Source organism: Komagataeibacter kakiaceti JCM 25156, assembly GCF_000613305.1.
Genome location: NZ_BAIO01000473.1, coordinates 1 through 1,802 on the forward strand (window position 1 = coordinate 1; position 1,802 = coordinate 1,802).

At 66.2% G+C, this 1,802-nt stretch carries 2 protein-coding genes and 1 pseudogene; 2 read left to right on the forward strand and 1 reads right to left on the reverse strand.

The window, feature by feature from the left end; translation table 11 throughout:
* Window positions 1-396: pseudogene (locus tag JCM25156_RS25160) on the reverse strand (DNA-formamidopyrimidine glycosylase family protein); the annotation flags it as partial.
* A 29-nt stretch (window positions 397-425) separates the two neighbouring features.
* Here JCM25156_RS25160 and JCM25156_RS15485 point away from each other — a divergent pair.
* Both JCM25156_RS15485 and JCM25156_RS15490 read left to right on the forward strand, forming a co-directional pair.
* The gene (locus JCM25156_RS15485; RefSeq protein WP_025813795.1) at window positions 426-1,223 is read left to right on the forward strand and encodes a class I SAM-dependent methyltransferase; all 798 of its coding nucleotides are present in this window, start codon (window positions 426-428) and stop codon (window positions 1,221-1,223) included.
* Window positions 1,223-1,802 (forward strand): flavoprotein (locus JCM25156_RS15490; protein ID WP_025813796.1); only part of this gene is annotated, 580 nt, incomplete at its 3' end. The genes JCM25156_RS15485 and JCM25156_RS15490, both read left to right, overlap by 1 nt.

Here is a 1,802-nt window from a genome sequence, read left to right on the forward strand (position 1 = left end):
GGTGACTTTCCACCCCGGCCGCCGGCACGAGATCGACCATGCCGAAACGCCGGGGGTCAACCAGACCGCAGCGTGCGCCCTGCGCCGTCTCGATGACCAGATGTTCGTGCGGCGCGGGGGCCGGATCGGGCCGGGACGGGTCCGGTCCCGACAGCAGGATGCGCCCGGACATGCCAGATGCAGCACCATGACCATGCCACCCGAAAGCGTGATGAGGATATATTTCCCCCGCCGGGCGAATCCATCCACCCGCCGCCCGGCCAGCGCCTGGGCCAGACCGGGGGGAAACGGCCATCGCAGCCCGGTATGGTGCGTGCTGGCGCGGGAAATAGTGTGACCTTCAAGATGCACTCGCATCCCACGCATCACAGTTTCGACTTCAGGGAGTTCCGGCATCGGCTCATCTGGGGTTATATCTGTGCATCATGACCGACAATAGCCAGCCATACCATCCCTCCCCTTCCGCAGGCCGTCAGGATGACCGCCAGGCGGATACCACAGATTTCGGCTTCCGCGATGTCCCGTTGCGCGAGAAGAAATCCCTGGTCCGCGATGTCTTTGACAGCGTCGCCTCCCGATACGACGTCATGAACGATGTGATGTCGCTGGGCATCCACCGCGCGTGGAAGCGTATTTTCGTCAACGAACTTGGGCCGCATCCGGATCTGTCGCTGCTCGACCTTGCGGGCGGCACGGGCGACATCTCGTTTGGCTGGCTGCGCGGCGGCGGCGGCCCCGCCATCCTGTCCGACATCAATATCAGCATGCTGACCGTGGGGCGTAACCGCGCGCTGGAGCGCGGGCTTGTCTCCGGTCTCAATTTCATCGCCGTGGACGCCGAGGCCATTCCGCTGGCCGACTGTTCGGTTGACCGGGTCTCCATCGCCTTCGGCCTGCGCAACTGCACGGACAAGCTTCAGGTCCTGCGCGAGGCCCGGCGCATCCTGCGCCCCGGCGGGCGGTTCCTGTGCCTTGAGTTCTCACGCGTGCAGGTCGCGGCCTTCGCCCCGGTTTACGACGCCTGGTCGTTCCATGTCCTGCCCCGCATGGGCGCCGCCATTGCCGGTGACCGCGAAAGCTACCAGTACCTGGCGGAAAGCATCCGCATGTTCCCCGATCAGGAAACGCTGGCCGACATGATGCGCGAGGCCGGGCTTGAGCGTGTGTCCTACCGGAATCTTTCGGGCGGAATCGCCGCGATCCATTCCGGCTGGCGCATCTGATGACCCGGCGGGCGGAGCGTTCCATCCTGCTGGTCGTATGCGGGGGAATCGCCGCCTACAAGGCGCTGGAACTGATCCGCCGCCTGCGGGAGCGCGACATCCGCGTCCGCCCGGTCATAACGGAGGCGGGAAGCCGATTCGTAACCCCGCTTTCGCTTCAGGCCCTGAGCGGGGAGCGGGTGTTCAGCGACCTGTTTTCCCTGACCGATGAAAGCGAGATGGGGCATATCGCCCTGTCCCGTAGCAGCGACCTGATCGTGGTCTGCCCCGCCACGGCCGATATTCTTGCCCGCATGGCCGCCGGGCTGGCCGATGACCTGGCCACCACCGTGCTTCTGGCCACCGATACCCCCGTTCTGGTCGCCCCGGCCATGAACGTGCGCATGTGGGAACACCCGGCCACGCAGGCCAATGTCGCCACGCTGAAGGCGCGCGGCGTGGAATTCGTCGGGCCGGAGGTGGGCCGGATGGCGTGCAATGAAACCGGGCCGGGCCGGATGGCGGAACCCGAAACCATACTGGCCGCCATCCTTGACCGGCTGGAGGACGCGCGCCCGCTGAGTGGCCGCACGGCGCTGG